This is a genomic window from Bacillus sp. MM2020_4 (genome assembly GCF_011250555.1).
In the GTDB taxonomy this organism is placed as follows: Bacteria; Bacillota; Bacilli; order Bacillales; family Cytobacillaceae; genus Neobacillus.
Window position 1 is genome coordinate 1 of sequence record NZ_JAANMZ010000053.1, and the last position, 16,106, is coordinate 16,106.

The following is a 16,106-nucleotide window of genomic DNA, read 5'->3' on the forward strand; positions in this document are numbered from 1 at the left end:
CAAAAAATAGTCTGGTAATTATGGCGAGAAGGTCACACCCGTTCCCATACCGAACACGGAAGTTAAGCTTCTCAGCGCCGATGGTAGTTGGGGCATGCGCCCCTGTGAGAGTAGGACGTTGCCAGGCAGAAAAATGACAATCTGAAAAGATTGTCTTTTTTTATGCATAAAAGGGGGATTGGCAATAAACTGGATAGTAATAAAAAATTCCTTACCCCCTATATAAACTAAAAACCTCTTCCCAATTCCACTTTTCATAATACCAGCTTGCCATCGTAAGGTTTTTAATCCATTGTTTTTCTTTCATATCTTTACTTGCCGCTACAATTATATTGGCAGCCGCCCTATCGGTCCTAATCCAAATGAGCTGCCTGCGATGAACTTGCGGGGCAAAGTCACCTTCATTTTTTGCAGGGAAGGTTACCTGTTTTTGATTGTCCGATATTTCGAATATGCTTGGTAATGGCCGTTCCTTAACCTCCACTAATTCACTCTCAGGCGAACGTGAAACGTATAATACATGGTTATTTTTCCAAGAAAAATCCCGATCTGCATACCCCGCAGGAGTTAACCGTTCCTTCCGGAAGGCCGGAACACCCAGTATCTTGAATTGTTTATTTTTCAACACTTCCCTGCCGAACCCGCTAATATAGCCAAGAGCATTCCTGTTTGGCGCCCATTGTAGCCATTCTTCATGATTTAACATTTCATCTATTCGTTGAAAAACCTGCCCATCCACAGAAAGCACACAAAGAGTATTACTGTCTGCTGACAATGAAGCTGTAGGATTTAATAAAAAACTAATCCACTTACGGTCGTGTGACCATTTAAACTGGCTGGTGCTTACATAGTAATCTTTCGCTCCAACTTGAATGGTAAAAACCGGCTTTACAATTGGCTTTTGCCGGTCCATTCCTAGTGAGAGTTTTGATAACTGGATATCTGTATGAAGCGTTGGACTTTCCTTAGTGGATATCAATAGTTCTTTCCCGTTTGGATACCAAGAAAAGTTTTCAACCTTATCTGCCAGGTGATTGATAAGAAATGGCTTTGCTGGATCTGCTGTATTAACAACAAATAGATCAGACTCTATAAGAAAGGTAAGTTTATTTTGCTGTGGAGACCACTGGAAATTGCTCGTTACATTGGATGTAACTTTTATATGCTTGTTCAAGGGGATATTGTATAAAAATAGTTCACCATTATCGATGGAGCCGTCCATTTTCCTTTGTTCTTTTAAGTAGGCAACCCATTCCCCATCATGTGACCATTTTGGATACCTTATAAAGCCCTCATGTGTAAGCTTTCTTTCCACATTTCCACTTTTCATCCACAAATTATCACCGCGGATAAATGCCGCTTTTAAAGTGTCATGTCTATTATCTGCGTATGTTATCGAGTGGAATGGAATAATAACTGAAACAAGTAAAATAGTTAGTAGTACTATTTTTTTCATCTAATCGCCTCTTTTTACGTTAGAGATGGGTATATATATTGTGTGCAAATGAGTAAAATTCATCAGGAATTTAAGAACATTTGTGATAAAGTGGAGAAGGCATAATAATAGGGAGGACTTCATGTGTTAGAAAATAGTTTTATGATGGTCGCGATTATCCTAATTATTAATATTGTTTATGTTTCTTTTTTTACCATAAGGATGATCTTGACGCTGAAGGGGCAGCGTTATTTAGCTGCATCGCTCAGTATGATAGAAGTGGTCATTTATGTACTTGGGCTCGGCCTTGTCTTAAATAATCTTAATGAGATTCAAAATCTCATTGCGTATGCGGTTGGTTATGGTATTGGTGTGATTGTTGGGATGAAAATTGAGGAAAAGCTAGCGTTAGGCTATATTACGGTGAATGTAATTACGAAGGAGTATGATAAAAATCTGCCTAGAATATTAAGAGAAAAGGGATATGGCGTAACCAATTGGGAGGCAAATGGACTCGAGGGCGACCGAATGGCGCTGCAAATCCTTACGCCAAGGAAATTTGAATTAAAGCTATATGAAGCGATAAAAAGTTTAGACCCAAAAGCGTTTATCATTACATATGAGCCCAAGTCGATTCATGGAGGCTTCTGGGTGAAATCGGTGAAAAGAGGGAAGCTATTTTCATGAGTAAAAAGAAAGTGCAATTTGAAGTCCAAGAAAATGAAAGTATTGAGGAGTGCTTGAATAGAATGAAGCAAGATGGGTACTCCCCTGTCCGCCGAATAGAAAAGCCTATTTTTCAAGAAGTAAAAAGGGGCGGAGAGACTATCTATGAACCAATTGGCCGCCAAATCGTCTTTGAGGCAATGCTAGTTGAGTAAAACACGAACATTCCTGACCTGTTTTAAAGTAATGTTCGATTTATTGGTTGACATTTAAATGAAGTTCTTGGTATGATAATGATAGTTAATTAAGAAATTACTTTTACCCTCGTATATCCATGGGGATATGGCCCATAAGTTTCTACCCAATAACCGTAAATTATTGGACTATGAGGGAAAGTCAATATGTTCGAGCACAATTTGGGGCGAAGACTCACTATTTGTTGACCCTGGATTTCGTATGCCCGGACAAATGGCTTTCTCTTATGGAGAGGCTATTTGTCCGGGTATTTTATTTGCATGGAAAACGGGGCAGACATAGTTGGTTTTTTAAAAAGGGGGCTGAAGGATGGGAACTCTTGTCGGAGTGATCATGGGAAGCAAGTCAGATTGGGATACGATGAAGCCTGCATGCGAGATTTTAGAACAATTTGAAATTCCTTATGAAAAAAAGGTTGTTTCTGCCCATCGCACACCTGATTTGATGTTTACATATGCAGAAAATGCTAGAAAAAGAGGGTTAAAGGTGATCATCGCGGGTGCAGGCGGTGCGGCCCATCTCCCTGGCATGGTCGCAGCAAAAACGACTTTGCCGGTTATCGGTGTACCTGTTCAATCAAAAGCGTTAAATGGTTTGGACTCCTTGCTGTCGATTGTGCAAATGCCAGGCGGTGTGCCCGTTGCAACGGTGGCGATTGGGAAAGCGGGAGCCATGAATGCAGGCTTGCTGGCTGCACAAATTTTAGCCACAGAAGATGCAAGACTCGCCAATCAATTAGATGCTAGAAGAGAAACTATTAAATTAGAGGTTCTAGAAAGTAGTGATCAACTTGGATAACAAGACGATTTTACCTGGATCTACCATTGGTATTATTGGCGGCGGGCAACTAGGAAGAATGATGGCATTAGCGGCTAAGGCGCAAGGATACCGTATTGCTGTTTTAGAACCTGTTTCCGATTCCCCGTGCGGACAATTGGCGGACTTCGAAGTAATCGGTTCTTATGATGATCTTGATGCCATTGCAAAGCTCGCTGTAATGAGTGACGTGATTACCTATGAATTTGAAAACATTGATGCTGATACATTACGCTGGCTTTGTAGTAAGGCCTATGTGCCACAAGGTCCCGAGCTATTAACCATAACGCAGGATCGGATCAAGGAAAAGGCAGCCATCCAGCAGGCAGGAGTACAAGTGGCGCCCTATGAGGTTATCGAAAGTGTTGAGGATTTACTTTTAAAAATAGAATGGATTGGTTATCCTGCTGTATTGAAAACCGCAAGAGGCGGCTATGATGGCAAAGGTCAGTTGGTCTTTAAAACCGAGCAGGATCTATCTAAAGCAGCGGTGCTTCTGAACCATGGCCGTTGTGTCCTGGAAAAATGGATTCCGTTTGAAAAAGAAGTATCCGTCATTGTTACAAGAAGACTAGATGGAGAAACGGCATTTTTTCCAGTAGCAGAAAACATTCATGAAGAAAATATTTTGCATACAACGATTGTTCCGGCCCGAATCCCAGATGAATTACGGGAAAAGGCGGTCCGAGAGGCGAGGCAGATTGCTGATTCGCTTGGGTTGGTCGGGACGTTGGCAGTCGAGATGTTTGTGACCAGTGAGGGTAAAATATATATCAATGAGCTGGCACCGAGGCCGCATAACTCAGGCCACTTTTCCATCGAGGCATGCGAGACGTCACAGTTCGAACAGCATATCCGTGCGATTTGTAATTTACCATTAGGAAGCACAGAGCTATTAAAACCGGCGGTTATGGTCAATCTATTAGGAGAACATCTTGACTGCTTATTTAAAGAGTTTCAGACAATTAAGGGCTGGAAAGTTCATTTATACGGGAAAAAGGAACCAAAATTGAAAAGGAAGATGGGGCATGTTACCATTTTGAAGGATAACGTCGATGAAGCCCTTTGGGAGATTGAGAAGAGCACTATCTGGCGTAACAGCTAAAGAAATGATCGGAGGATAAAAGATGATTGATCGTTATACTAGACCGGAAATGGGAGCCATTTGGACGGAGGAGAATCGCTTTAACGCCTGGCTTGAGGTGGAAATTCTAGCATGTGAGGCATGGGCAGAATTAGGAGAAATTCCGAAAGAAGATGTTAAGAAACTTCGTGAACATGCTTCTTTTAATATTGACCGCATTAAAGAAATCGAAGAAGAGACTAGGCATGATGTGGTTGCTTTTACTCGTGCGGTTTCGGAAACATTGGGCGAAGAACGGAAATGGGTTCATTACGGCTTAACTTCAACAGATGTCGTAGATACAGCACTTTCCTATGTATTGAAGCAAGCGAATGAAATTTTATTGCAGGATTTAGAAAACTTTATTGAGATTTTAAAAAATAAGGCTATTGAGCACAAAATGACGGTCATGATGGGACGGACACATGGGGTCCATGCGGAACCGACAACATTTGGGTTGAAGCTTGCTCTGTGGTATGAGGAAATGAAACGCAATCTAGAGCGTTTTAAGCAAGCGGCTGAAGGGGTAGAGTTCGGAAAGATCTCCGGTGCTGTTGGAACTTACGCCAATATTAATCCGTTTGTGGAACAGTATGTGTGTGAAAAATTAGGTCTTGGCCGGGCGCCCATATCGACACAAACATTGCAGCGCGACCGCCATGCACACTATATGTCCACCATCGCATTAATCGCTACTTCCATTGAAAAATTTGCTGTTGAGGTTCGCGGGTTGCAGAAGAGTGAAACGCGTGAGGTTGAGGAATTTTTTGCGAAGGGTCAAAAAGGGTCATCGGCGATGCCGCATAAACGGAACCCAATTGGCTCGGAGAATATGACTGGTATGGCGCGCGTGATTCGTGGCTACATGATGACAGCTTATGAAAATGTGCCGCTTTGGCATGAGCGCGATATTTCTCATTCCTCCGCCGAACGCATCATTTTGCCAGATGCGACGATTGCCTTGAATTACATGCTCAACCGCTTCGGCAGGATATTGAAAAATCTAACTGTTTATCCGGAGAATATGAAACGCAACATGGATCGTACGCTAGGATTGATTTATTCACAGCGCGTGCTGCTTGCGTTGATTGATAAAGGCTTGTCGCGTGAAGAGGCTTATGATACGGTGCAGCCGAAGGCAATGGAGGCTTGGGAAAACCAAGTTCCATTCCGCAGCTTGATTGAAGCAGATGGAAAAATTACCTCATTGCTGTCGGGTGAGGAAATCGAGGATTGCTTTGACTACCACTACCACTTACAGCATGTAGATACCATTTTTGATCGGTTAGGGTTGAACGGGTAAACGGGTTCTACGTAACCGAATGAATTAAAAAGATATCCAATCGGTTTTTTGAGCCAGTACAAAATAAATAGGGGCAACCACAGCAGGGATTTGCCCCTCTCTCTAGATTAAAGATTCCCAATATTGCGAAATAAGGAGCGAACTGCCATGAATGAACTGCTTTACGAAGGAAAAGCCAAGCGAATTTACAAAACAGATGAAGAAAACATTGTATTAGTCCAATACAAGGATTCAGCCACCGCTTTTAATGGAGAAAAGAAAGCAGAGATCACTGGTAAAGGCAGACTCAATAACGAGATTACTAGTTTGATATTCTTAAAGCTAATGGAAAAAGGAATTCACTCACACTTTATCAAAAGAATCTCCGAAACGGAGCAGTTGGTGAAGAAGGTAACTATTATTCCGCTTGAAGTAGTCGTTCGTAACGTGGCTGCCGGCAGTTTTTCAAAAAGATTGGGAATCGAAGAAGGCAGACCGCTGTCAGCACCACTGGTTGAGTTTTATTTAAAAGATGACGCGCTCGGTGACCCGCTCCTTACCAATGACCATATCCTGGAGCTTAATGTGGCAACAGCCGAAGAGATTACGATTTTACGAGAAAAGGCGCTGGAAGTAAATGCGGTTTTATCGAGCTTTTTTGCAGAACAAGGCATTACCTTAATCGATTTTAAACTCGAGTTTGGCAAAGACGAACAGGGGCAAATTTTATTAGCTGATGAAATTTCTCCAGACACCTGCCGCCTATGGGATCAAAAGACAAATGAAAAGCTGGATAAAGATGTATTCCGCCGCGATTTAGGAAGCTTAACAGAGGCATATAAAACGATTTTAACTAGACTTGGAGGTCATCAGCATGTATAAAGTCAAAGTTTACGTAACGTTAAGAGAAAGTGTATTAGATCCGCAAGGCAAAGCCGTCACTCAATCATTACATTCATTAAATTACCAAGAAGTAACTGATGTCCGCATCGGCAAATATATGGAACTAACGATTGAACAATCAGAGCGTGACCTTGATGACGTCGTGAACGAGATTTGTACAAAGCTGCTAGCCAATCCAGTTATTGAAGACTACCGTTACGAAGTAGAGGAGTGTGTCGCTCAGTGAAGTTTGCAGTGATCGTTTTTCCTGGCTCGAACTGTGATGTTGACATGTTTCATGCAATAAAGGATGAACTGGGCGAAGAAGTGGAGTACGTTTGGCATGATACGGAAAGCTTAGACGGTTATGATGGAATCCTTTTACCAGGCGGCTTCTCGTACGGTGATTACCTTCGTACAGGAGCGATTGCCCGTTTCAGTAATGTCATGAAAGAAGTCATGAAAGCCGCAGAAGCCGGCAAGCCAGTGCTTGGGGTGTGCAACGGATTCCAAATTCTTCTTGAAGCAGGTCTGCTGCCGGGAGCGATGAGACGAAACGAAAGCCTATCATTTATTTGCAAGCCGGTCGAATTAGTCGTGGCAAACAATCAATCCATGTTTACTGCTGAATATAAGCAAGACCAAACCATCACGATTCCGGTCGCCCATGGCGAAGGAAATTACTATTGTGACGAAGAAACTCTCAACCAACTAAAAGCTAATAACCAAATTGTGTTTACCTATCAGCAAAATCCAAATGGCAGTCTTGAGAATATTGCCGGAATCACAAACGAAAAAGGAAATATCCTTGGTATGATGCCGCACCCTGAACGGGCGGTTGACGAGCTTTTAGGCAGCGCCGACGGGCTGAAAATGTTTCAATCAATCGTAAAATCTTGGAGGGAAGCACATGTTGTCAACGCTTGAACCAAATCCGGAGCAAATCAAAACAGAAAAAATCTATCAGCAAATGGGTTTGTCCGATGAAGAGTTTGCGATGGTCGAAAATATCCTCGGCAGAACGCCGAACTATACAGAGACTGGCCTTTTCTCGGTTATGTGGTCAGAGCACTGCAGTTATAAAAACTCAAAGCCGGTTCTAAGAAAATTCCCTACATCCGGTGACAAAGTTCTTCAAGGCCCAGGCGAAGGGGCTGGAATTGTCGATATCGGCGATGGTCAGGCGGTTGTGTTTAAAATCGAAAGCCATAACCACCCATCCGCAATTGAACCGTACCAAGGAGCTGCAACAGGCGTGGGCGGAATTATCCGTGATGTCTTCTCAATGGGCGCACGACCGATTGCGATGTTAAATTCACTGCGCTTCGGCGAGATGGATAAAGCTAGAACACGTTATCTTTTTAAAGAAGTAGTAGCTGGAATAGCAGGATACGGCAACTGTATCGGCATTCCGACGGTCGGGGGCGAAGTTCAGTTCGATCCTTCCTATGAAGGAAATCCTCTCGTCAACGCCATGTGTGTCGGTCTGATCAATCATGAGGATATTAAAAAAGGCCAGGCACATGGTCTTGGCAATACAGTCATGTATGTTGGGGCCAAAACAGGCCGCGACGGGATCCACGGTGCAACATTTGCTTCAGAGGAACTCACAGAGGATTCGGATGAAAAACGTCCGGCGGTTCAGGTCGGCGATCCATTCATGGAAAAATTACTTTTAGAAGCTTGCTTGGAGCTGATCCATTCGGATGCGCTTGTCGGGATTCAAGATATGGGTGCAGCGGGACTTGCCAGCTCTTCTTCGGAAATGGCCAGCAAAGCCGGGATGGGCATCGAGATGAATTTAGACCTTGTACCACAGCGCGAAACGGGAATGACCGCTTATGAAATGATGCTGTCTGAATCACAGGAACGGATGCTTATTGTGGTGAAAAAGGGCAGAGAACAAGAGATTAATCATCTCTTTTCTAAATATGATTTAGAAGCTGTCGCAATTGGCAAGGTCACGGATGATAAGCAATTCCGCCTCATCCATAAAGGGGAAGTGGTTGCAGACCTGCCAGTGGATGCCTTGGCTGAAGATGCACCTGTGTATCAGAAACCTTCCAACGAGCCTGCCTACTTTGCTGAATTCCAGGCGATGGAAAATGAGATTCCACAGGTGGATGACCTGAAAGAGACTTTAGTAAAATTGTTAAGCCAGCCGACCATTGCCAGCAAGGAATGGGTATATGAACAATATGATTATATGGTGCGCACGAATACGGTAGTGTCACCTGGCTCAGACGCTGCCGTAACCCGTATTAGAGGTACGCGAAAAGCCTTAGCAATGACTACGGATTGTAATTCCCGTTATGTGTACTTAGATCCGGAAACCGGTGGAAAAATTGCGGTAGCTGAAGCGGCACGTAACATTATTTGTTCAGGTGCCGAACCGTTAGCGATCACCGATAACCTCAACTTTGGCAATCCCGAAAAGCCGGAGGTGTTCTGGCAGATTGAAAAGGCAGCTGATGGAATCAGTGAAGCATGCCGGGTTCTTGAAACACCAGTCATCGGCGGTAACGTGTCCTTATACAACGAAACAAGCGGCACGGCGATCTATCCAACACCAGTTATTGGCATGGTAGGACTCGTTAGTGACCTCGACCATATTACGACCCAGCACTTTAAACAAAGCGGCGACCATATCTATTTGGTTGGGGAAACAAAACCTGAGTTTGGCGGCAGTGAACTGCAAAAGCTAGTGAACGGAGAAATTTTCGGAAAAGCGCCGGAATTAAATATTGAAATAGAAAAAGAAAGACAGAGTCAGGTACTAACTGCCATTCGTGCTGGATTGGTCCAATCGGCCCATGATTTGTCAGAAGGCGGGCTGGCCGTTGCTCTTGCAGAATGTCTTTTTGCAAAAATGGGCCTCGGGGCTGAAATAACAATCACTGGAGATTCAGTTTCTGCACTTTTTAGTGAGAGCCAATCTCGTTTTCTAATTTCCGTTAAAAAAGAACACCAAGCAGAGTTTGAGAGAGTAGTAGATGCGGCTCCGATCGGCCAAGTGAATGAGACAGGAATCCTTCAAGTTTTATCTGAAGGTCAATCGGTTCTTGTGTCCACGGTTGAAGAATTAAAAACGGCTTGGAAAGGGGCGATCCCATGCTTGCTGAAATCAAGGGATTAAATGAAGAGTGCGGCATTTTTGGTGTCTTTGGACATCCAGACGCCGCCCAATTAACCTATTATGGCCTTCACGCCCTGCAGCACCGCGGCCAGGAGGGAACTGGAATCGTTGTTTCTGATGGAAAGAAACTTACAGGCGTTAAGGGAGAAGGTCTCGTAACGGAGATTTTTACGGCAGAAGCGATGTCCCAGTTAATAGGATCAGCAGCGATTGGTCATGTCCGTTATGCGACAGCAGGAGGCGGAGGTTATGAGAACGTCCAGCCGCTGTTGTTCCATTCACAAACTGGAAGCCTTGCCCTTGCCCATAATGGCAACCTTGTGAATGCTACTTCATTAAAACATCAGCTTGAAGCGCAAGGGAGTATTTTTCAAACCAGTTCAGATACAGAGGTTTTAGCCCATTTAATAAGAAGAAGCGGATTTCACCACATGAAGGAACAGGTGAAAAATGCTTTGACCATGTTAAAAGGGGCATATGCCTATTTAATTATGACGGAAACAGAACTGATGGTGGCCCTTGATCCCCATGGTCTCAGACCGCTTTCGCTTGGCTGTCTGGGTGATGCGTATGTTGTGGCCTCGGAGACGTGTGCATTTGATGTGGTCGGTGCTGAATATATCCGCGATATTATGCCTGGTGAACTATTAATCATCAACGAAAAAGGGCTGACGTCAGAGCGGTTTTCGCTGAGTACGACAAAAGCCATCTGTATGATGGAGTATGTTTATTTTTCAAGACCTGATAGTAATATTCAAGGAGTGAATGTCCATACTGCCCGAAAAAGCTTGGGAAAAAGGCTGGCGATGGAAGCCCCAATTGATGCGGACGTTGTGACAGGGGTGCCGGATTCCAGTATTTCAGCGGCAATCGGCTATGCGGAAGCGATGGGGATCCCATATGAAATGGGGTTAATCAAAAATAAATATGTCGGCAGAACCTTCATCCAGCCTTCCCAGTCACTTAGGGAGCAGGGAGTAAAAATGAAACTGTCTCCCGTTCGTGGAGTGGTCGAAGGAAAACGGGTGATTATGGTCGACGACTCCATTGTCCGCGGCACAACAAGCAGAAGAATTGTTTCCATGCTGAAAGATGCCGGGGCAACAGAGGTTCACGTCGTTATCAGTTCACCTCCGATTAAAAATCCATGTTTCTACGGTATCGATACGTCTTCAAAGGAAGAATTGATTGCGTCTGACAAATCGGTTGAGGACATTCGCCAACTAATTGGAGCGGATTCGTTAACCTTTTTAAGTGAGGGTGGCATGGTAGAGGCGCTTAGTCAGTTGGGTACAAAGGGCTTTTGTCTAGGTTGCTTTAACGGAAATTATCCTACAGAAATTTATCCAGATACACTGCAGTATTATTATCAAAAGGGGTGACGGTCATGGCAAATGCATACACACAAGCCGGAGTAAATATCGAAGCAGGCTATGAAGCCGTTGAGCGGATGAAAAAACATGTACAGCGAACGAAAAGAGCAGGTGTGGTTGGGAGCCTTGGCGGCTTTGGCGGCATGTTTGATCTTTCCGCTCTTGGATTAAAAGAGCCAGTTTTGGTGTCAGGCACCGATGGCGTTGGCACGAAGCTGATGATTGCGTTCATGATGGATCGGCACGATACGATTGGAATTGATGCAGTGGCGATGTGCGTGAATGATATTGTGGTCCAAGGTGCGGAGCCACTTTACTTTTTAGATTATATTGCATGCGGCAAGGCTATTCCTGAAAAAATTGAAGCAATCGTTAAAGGGATTGCCGATGGCTGTGAACAGGCCGGCTGTGCCTTAATTGGCGGGGAAACGGCGGAAATGCCGGGCCTTTATCGTGAGGATGAGTATGATCTTGCCGGGTTTTCGGTGGGGGCTTGTGAAAAGCCACAATTAATAACCGGAGAAAATATTACCCCTGGTGATGTGTTGATCGGCTTAGCATCAAGCGGGATTCACAGTAATGGTTACTCACTCGTCAGAAAAGTGTTTAACAACTGGTCATTAATTGAGGAGGTTGATGAACTAGGGTGTACTTTGGGCGAGGAATTACTGAAACCGACGAAAATATATGTAAAACCGATTTTGGCGGCATTGAAAAAATTCCAAATCAAAGGAATGGCCCATATTACAGGCGGCGGATTTATTGAGAATATTCCAAGGATGCTCCCAGCTGGACTTGGCGCCGAACTGAATGAAAAAAACTGGCATATTCCATCTGTGTTTAAGTTAATCTCTGAGGTTGGACAAATCGAATACCAAGAGATGTATAATATTTTTAATATGGGTATTGGCATGGTCGTTACGGTGGATCAGAAAGATGCGGCAGATGTACTGGCGCATTTCACAGAACTAGGTGAAACGGCTTATGAAATCGGTGTTGTTACCGAGCAAGAAGGAATCGAAATTAAAGGCTTTGGTGGCCGCCGATGAAAAAGATAGCGGTGTTTGCTTCAGGCAGCGGCAGTAATTTTCAATCGATCATTAATGTGATACGAGAAGGGCTGCTGCCGGCAGAAATTTCCTTGTTAGTTTGTGATCAACCGAGAGCTTTTGCGATTGAAAGAGCGAAAGCCAATCAAATTCCTTGTTTTATTTTTAGCGCGAAAGATTATTCAAGTAAGGCCGAGTATGAGACAGAAATCGCCGCACGGCTAAAGGATGTTGATTTCATTGTCCTTGCCGGTTATATGCGGTTGATCGGACCTACTCTATTAAAAGAGTTTGAAGGACGAATCATCAATATCCACCCATCCTTGCTGCCGGCTTTTCCTGGTAAGGATGCGATTGGTCAGGCATTAACTGCGAAAGCAAATTGGACCGGGGTAACCATTCATTTCGTTGATGAAGGAATGGACACAGGTCCTATCATTGTCCAGGAACGAATCCGGATTGAGGAAAATGAAACAAGAGAAAGCTTACAAAAGAAGATTCAACTTGTTGAGCACAAACTTTATCCATCTATCTTACACATGCTGTTAACACAAGGAGAGGTTACGAATGACAAAAAAGCGCGCACTTATTAGTGTATCTGACAAAAGCGGTGTTAGTGAATTTGCAAGAGAATTAGTGAATCTTGGTTTTGAAATTATCTCAACCGGCGGTACGAAAAAAACGCTGCAGGAGCAAGGGATTGCTGTCCTTGGTGTTAGTGATGTTACAGGTTTTCCGGAAATATTAGAGGGACGTGTGAAAACATTAAATCCCTTTATTCATGGCGGATTGTTGGCGAAACAGGACGATAATTCACATGTAAAACAGTTGGATGAACATGGGATTGTACCCATCCAGCTTGTTTGTGTAAATCTCTACCCCTTCCAGCAAACGATTGAAAAGCCGGACGTGACGGTTGCTGATGCCATCGAGAATATCGATATCGGCGGTCCAACCATGCTCCGTGCTTCGGCGAAAAATCATCAATATGTAACAGTGGTCGTGGATCCTTCAGATTATCCAACGGTGCTAGCGGAATTAGCAGCGGAGGGTAGTACGACGCCTGAAACAAGAAGAAAGCTAGCGGCAAAGGTGTTCCGTCACACGGCTGCCTACGATGCCCTCATTGCCGGTTATATGACAGACCTTGCAGGGGAAGAAACACCAGAAAAATTAACCGTTACATATGAATTAAAGCAGGGCTTACGATACGGAGAAAATCCCCATCAACAGGCCGCTTTTTATAAAAAGCCACTTGGTTCTACATTCTCGATTGCTTATGCCGAACAGCTTCACGGCAAAGAACTTTCTTATAACAATATCAATGATGCTGATGCTGCATTGCAAATTGTGAAGGAATTTTCGGAACCAGCTGCGGTGGCGGTCAAGCATATGAACCCATGCGGTGTCGGTACAGGCAAAACGGGGTATGATGCCTTTTTTAAGGCGTTTGCCGCAGATCCTGTATCTATTTTTGGTGGAATTGTTGCCTTTAATCGTGAGGTAGATGCGAACACGGCTGCTAAACTCCATGAAATTTTCTTAGAAATCGTGATTGCACCGTCTTTCTCAGAGGAAGCGTTAGCGATTTTAACAGGGAAAAAGAATCTTCGGTTGTTAACGATTTCGTTTGATGGCGGTAAAAAAGCTGAACGGAAAATGACAACGATTGAGGGCGGAGTACTTGTTCAGGATCAAGACCGTTATTCACTAGTGGATGCGGAAATTACCATTCCGACGAAGCGGCAACCGACAGATGCAGAATGGGAAGCATTAAAACTTGGCTGGAAGGTTGTCAAACATGTAAAATCGAATGCCATTGTGGTTACTAGTGAAGATATGACTCTAGGAATTGGTGCCGGTCAAATGAACCGCGTGGGTTCTGCTGAAATTGCCTTGAAGCAAGCAGGTGCAAAAGCTGAAGGCGCAGCCCTTGCGTCAGATGCATTCTTCCCAATGGATGATACCGTTGAAGCAGCAGCAAAAGCGGGAATTACGGCCATCATTCAGCCAGGCGGCTCGATTAAAGATGCGGATTCGATCAAAAAGGCCGACGAATACGGGATTGCCATGGTATTTACGGGAGTTAGACACTTTAAACATTAAAGCGAGGTGTGATGGATGAAGGTATTAATCATTGGCCGCGGCGGCAGAGAACATGCTATTTGCCAAAAAGTAAGCGAAAGTGCGCTTGTTGAAAAAGTATTTGTCGCACCGGGAAACGCTGGAATGACAAATGTGGCGGAGCTTATTCCGTTTGTGGAATCACAGCACGAACAGTTGATTGCATTTGCGAAAGAACAAGGTGTAGGCTTAACGATTATTGGACCGGAAGTTCCTTTGTTGGAGGGGCTTGCTGACAAATTTGAAGCGGCAGGGTTGGCTGTGTTTGGACCGCGGAAAGCTGCCGCTGAGATTGAAGGAAGCAAATCTTTTGCGAAAGAATTGATGAAGAAATACCAGATTCCAACTGCAGACTATGCGGTGTTTACTTCGTATGAAGAGGCACGTCAATATGTGGAAGAAAAAGGCGCGCCTATTGTGATCAAGGCGGACGGGTTAGCTGCCGGGAAAGGTGTCACAGTGGCTTTTTCGAAAGAGGAAGCCCTGTCGGCTCTTGAAGAAATGCTTGTGGAAGCGAAGTTTGGTGATGCTTCTTCCCGTGTGGTTATTGAGGAATTTTTAAGCGGTGAGGAATTTTCGCTGATGGCATTTGTGAATGGCGAAGTGGTCGTGCCGCTTGAAATCGCTCAGGATCATAAGCGGGCATTTGATGGCGACCAGGGGCCGAATACTGGCGGGATGGGTGCTTATTCACCGGTGCCGCAGATTGGAACTGATTCCGTTCAAGTGGCAATCGACACCGTTCTTATTCCGGCTGCAAAAGCGATGGTGCAAGAGGGACGCAGTTTTTGCGGCATACTATATGCAGGCTTGATAAAAACGGGTGACGGCCCGAAAGTCATCGAGTTTAATGCTCGTTTTGGGGATCCGGAAACGCAGGTCGTGCTGCCAAGACTGAATTCTGACTTTGTTTCAGTGATTCTAGAACTGTTGGATGGAAAAAGCCCGGAGCTTGAGTGGGATCCCCAGTCAATGGTTGGGGTTGTCATCGCTGCAAAAGGGTATCCAGAGGTTTATGAAAAGGGTGCTGAACTGACAGGGTTAGCTGATTTTAATGATGAAGTCGTAACTTTTCATGCGGGAACGGTTTTACATGAAAAGGGTCATTTTATCACTGCCGGTGGCCGAGTGCTTCTTGTTGGAGCGAAAGCCTCGAACTTGGCGGAAGCCCAAGAAAAGGTGTATGGCGAACTAGAGAAGTTAACTTGTGACGGTGTTTTTTATCGGAGAGATATTGGGGCTAAAGCGATACTTTCTGTTCTAGGGTAAGAGTAGAGTGTCCTTCATAAGCGCGATGAAGGACACTTTAGTGGGATATTAAAAAGATCTGTCCTTCATAAGCGGGATGAAGGACATTTTAGTGGGTTTTTTAAAAAGATCTGTCCTTCATAAGCGTGATGAAGGACATTTAAGCAGAATTAAAAAAAGATTAGTCCTTCATAAGCGGGATGAAGGACATTTAAGCGGAATTAAAAAAGGATCTGTCCTTCATAAGTACGATGAAAGACACTTAAGCTAATTGTCCTTCATCATCCTTTTGCCATTAAGAAGGATTATAAGGCACGATCGCATCGGTATCCAGGCCTTCCATCCCATCCATGGAATCCGTTGCCTGGTTATGCTCCTGAATCATATCACTGCATCTTTCACACAATGCTGTTACTGGGCAATAGCGGACAATTCCCTCTGCAACCTTCATCGCCCCACAAAACGCTGCAAATAAATAGGAATCCCTCCACGGGTGTTTGACAAGCTTCGCGGTACTCCAAGCAAGGATGGTAAACCCAAAGGTAATACGAATCAATGCGTTTAACATTCCGATATTAGGCTTAATGTTCAAAATGTTCACTCCTTCACAAAAATTTTACAATATTTATCAACTCTTTACTGCTTTAAATAGTAAAATATGATAGTATAGTATCTAAAGAAATTTTATTGTAAGGGCTTTCTTTGCTGTTAAATCAA

General features: G+C 44.1%; 17 protein-coding genes, 1 rRNA gene and 1 riboswitch. Of the genes, 16 read left to right on the plus strand and 2 right to left on the minus strand.

Going from position 1 to position 16,106, the window contains the following annotated elements:
* Nucleotides 1-10 precede the first annotated feature (10 nt).
* Nucleotides 11-127 (plus strand): 5S ribosomal RNA (rrf, locus tag G6554_RS21965).
* Between the two features lie 84 nt (nt 128-211).
* On the opposite strand, the gene G6554_RS21970 is transcribed toward rrf, so the two are convergent.
* Nucleotides 212-1,456, minus strand: coding sequence for a TolB family protein (locus tag G6554_RS21970; protein WP_166245866.1), 1,245 nt, complete (start codon nt 1,454-1,456; stop codon nt 212-214).
* Nucleotides 1,457-1,597: 141 nt separating this feature from the next.
* Between G6554_RS21970 and G6554_RS21975 the strand changes: the two genes are divergently transcribed.
* The 15 genes from G6554_RS21975 (at nt 1,598) to G6554_RS22045 (ending at nt 15,660) form a co-directional block, all read left to right on the plus strand.
* A complete protein-coding gene (locus tag G6554_RS21975) occupies nt 1,598-2,122 on the plus strand; it encodes a DUF2179 domain-containing protein (RefSeq protein WP_166245912.1) in 525 nt (174 codons plus the stop codon).
* Nucleotides 2,119-2,316 (plus strand): NETI motif-containing protein, encoded by a 198-nt coding sequence (locus G6554_RS21980; RefSeq protein WP_166245868.1) that lies wholly within the window; start codon nt 2,119-2,121, stop codon nt 2,314-2,316. Before G6554_RS21975 ends, G6554_RS21980 begins: the two co-directional genes overlap by 4 nt.
* An 89-nt stretch (nt 2,317-2,405) precedes the next feature.
* A riboswitch (purine riboswitch) is annotated at nt 2,406-2,507 on the plus strand.
* Between the two features lie 158 nt (nt 2,508-2,665).
* On the plus strand, nt 2,666-3,154 hold the full coding sequence (purE, locus tag G6554_RS21985; protein WP_166245870.1) for a 5-(carboxyamino)imidazole ribonucleotide mutase: 489 nt from the start codon (nt 2,666-2,668) through the stop codon (nt 3,152-3,154).
* Complete coding sequence (gene purK / locus G6554_RS21990) at nt 3,147-4,277, plus strand: 5-(carboxyamino)imidazole ribonucleotide synthase (RefSeq protein ID WP_207627719.1); 1,131 nt, start codon at nt 3,147-3,149, stop codon at nt 4,275-4,277. The genes purE and purK overlap by 8 nt, the downstream gene beginning before the upstream one ends.
* Before the next feature lie 22 nt (nt 4,278-4,299).
* Entirely contained in the window at nt 4,300-5,598 is a 1,299-nt protein-coding gene (gene purB / locus G6554_RS21995; protein WP_166245872.1) for an adenylosuccinate lyase, read from the plus strand.
* A 147-nt stretch (nt 5,599-5,745) separates the two neighbouring features.
* Nucleotides 5,746-6,459, plus strand: coding sequence for a phosphoribosylaminoimidazolesuccinocarboxamide synthase (gene purC, locus G6554_RS22000; protein ID WP_166245874.1), 714 nt, complete (start codon nt 5,746-5,748; stop codon nt 6,457-6,459).
* Nucleotides 6,452-6,706, plus strand: a complete 255-nt coding sequence (purS, locus tag G6554_RS22005; RefSeq protein ID WP_166245876.1) for a phosphoribosylformylglycinamidine synthase subunit PurS — start codon at nt 6,452-6,454, stop codon at nt 6,704-6,706. Before purC ends, purS begins: the two co-directional genes overlap by 8 nt.
* On the plus strand, nt 6,703-7,386 hold the full coding sequence (gene purQ / locus G6554_RS22010) for a phosphoribosylformylglycinamidine synthase subunit PurQ (RefSeq protein WP_166245878.1): 684 nt from the start codon (nt 6,703-6,705) through the stop codon (nt 7,384-7,386). The genes purS and purQ overlap by 4 nt, the downstream gene beginning before the upstream one ends.
* The gene (gene purL, locus G6554_RS22015; protein WP_166245879.1) at nt 7,370-9,595 is read left to right on the plus strand and encodes a phosphoribosylformylglycinamidine synthase subunit PurL; all 2,226 of its coding nucleotides are present in this window, start codon (nt 7,370-7,372) and stop codon (nt 9,593-9,595) included. The genes purQ and purL overlap by 17 nt, the downstream gene beginning before the upstream one ends.
* Nucleotides 9,571-10,977, plus strand: a complete 1,407-nt coding sequence (gene purF / locus G6554_RS22020) for an amidophosphoribosyltransferase (RefSeq protein WP_166245881.1) — start codon at nt 9,571-9,573, stop codon at nt 10,975-10,977. The genes purL and purF overlap by 25 nt, the downstream gene beginning before the upstream one ends.
* A 5-nt stretch (nt 10,978-10,982) precedes the next feature.
* On the plus strand, nt 10,983-12,017 hold the full coding sequence (gene purM / locus G6554_RS22025) for a phosphoribosylformylglycinamidine cyclo-ligase (RefSeq protein ID WP_166245884.1): 1,035 nt from the start codon (nt 10,983-10,985) through the stop codon (nt 12,015-12,017).
* Entirely contained in the window at nt 12,014-12,610 is a 597-nt protein-coding gene (gene purN, locus G6554_RS22030) for a phosphoribosylglycinamide formyltransferase (RefSeq protein ID WP_166245886.1), read from the plus strand. The genes purM and purN overlap by 4 nt, the downstream gene beginning before the upstream one ends.
* On the plus strand, nt 12,585-14,123 hold the full coding sequence (purH, locus tag G6554_RS22035) for a bifunctional phosphoribosylaminoimidazolecarboxamide formyltransferase/IMP cyclohydrolase (RefSeq protein WP_166245888.1): 1,539 nt from the start codon (nt 12,585-12,587) through the stop codon (nt 14,121-14,123). Before purN ends, purH begins: the two co-directional genes overlap by 26 nt.
* Before the next feature lie 15 nt (nt 14,124-14,138).
* The gene (gene purD / locus G6554_RS22040) at nt 14,139-15,410 is read left to right on the plus strand and encodes a phosphoribosylamine--glycine ligase (protein WP_166245890.1); all 1,272 of its coding nucleotides are present in this window, start codon (nt 14,139-14,141) and stop codon (nt 15,408-15,410) included.
* Between the two features lie 91 nt (nt 15,411-15,501).
* Entirely contained in the window at nt 15,502-15,660 is a 159-nt protein-coding gene (locus G6554_RS22045; protein WP_166245892.1) for a hypothetical protein, read from the plus strand.
* A gap of 24 nt (nt 15,661-15,684) precedes the next feature.
* On the opposite strand, the gene G6554_RS22050 is transcribed toward G6554_RS22045, so the two are convergent.
* Complete coding sequence (locus tag G6554_RS22050) at nt 15,685-15,981, minus strand: YgaP family membrane protein (protein ID WP_166245894.1); 297 nt, start codon at nt 15,979-15,981, stop codon at nt 15,685-15,687.
* Nucleotides 15,982-16,106 lie beyond the last annotated feature (125 nt).